Here is a 388-nt window from a genome sequence, read left to right as displayed (position 1 = left end):
ATATTTGACTATGGGGATTGAATATAAATAATCATAATGGGGGTCATGCTTAATGGATTTATTAATAGGTACTTTATTTTTATTTTTAGTCTTAGTCATTTTTACATTATTTACATATAAAGCGCCTAATGGTATGCGTGCTATGGGCGCATTGGCAAATGCAGCGATTGCAACATTTTTAGTGGAAGCATTTAATAAATATGTTGGTGGCGAAGTATTTGGTATTAAATTTTTAGGAGAGCTAGGGGATGCTGCGGGAAGTCTAGGTGGTGTCGCTGCCGCTGGATTAACAGCATTAGCTATCGGTGTGTCACCAGTATATGCATTAGTTATAGCAGCCGCGTGCGGTGGTATGGATTTATTACCAGGTTTCTTTGCGGGTTATATG

General features: G+C 38.1%; 1 protein-coding gene. It reads left to right on the top strand.

The window, feature by feature from the left end:
• Positions 1–52: 52 nt before the first annotated feature.
• A partial coding sequence (locus J1M41_RS11770; protein WP_206451816.1) for a PTS sugar transporter subunit IIC occupies positions 53–388 on the top strand: 336 nt, incomplete at its 3' end.

Source organism: Micrococcus sp. KRD096 (assembly GCF_017168495.1).
GTDB classification, from domain to species: Bacteria; Actinomycetota; Actinomycetes; order Actinomycetales; family Micrococcaceae; genus Micrococcus; species Micrococcus luteus.
The sequence above is the reverse complement of the archived record's forward strand: the minus strand, read 5'-3'. Positions and strand labels throughout refer to the sequence as shown.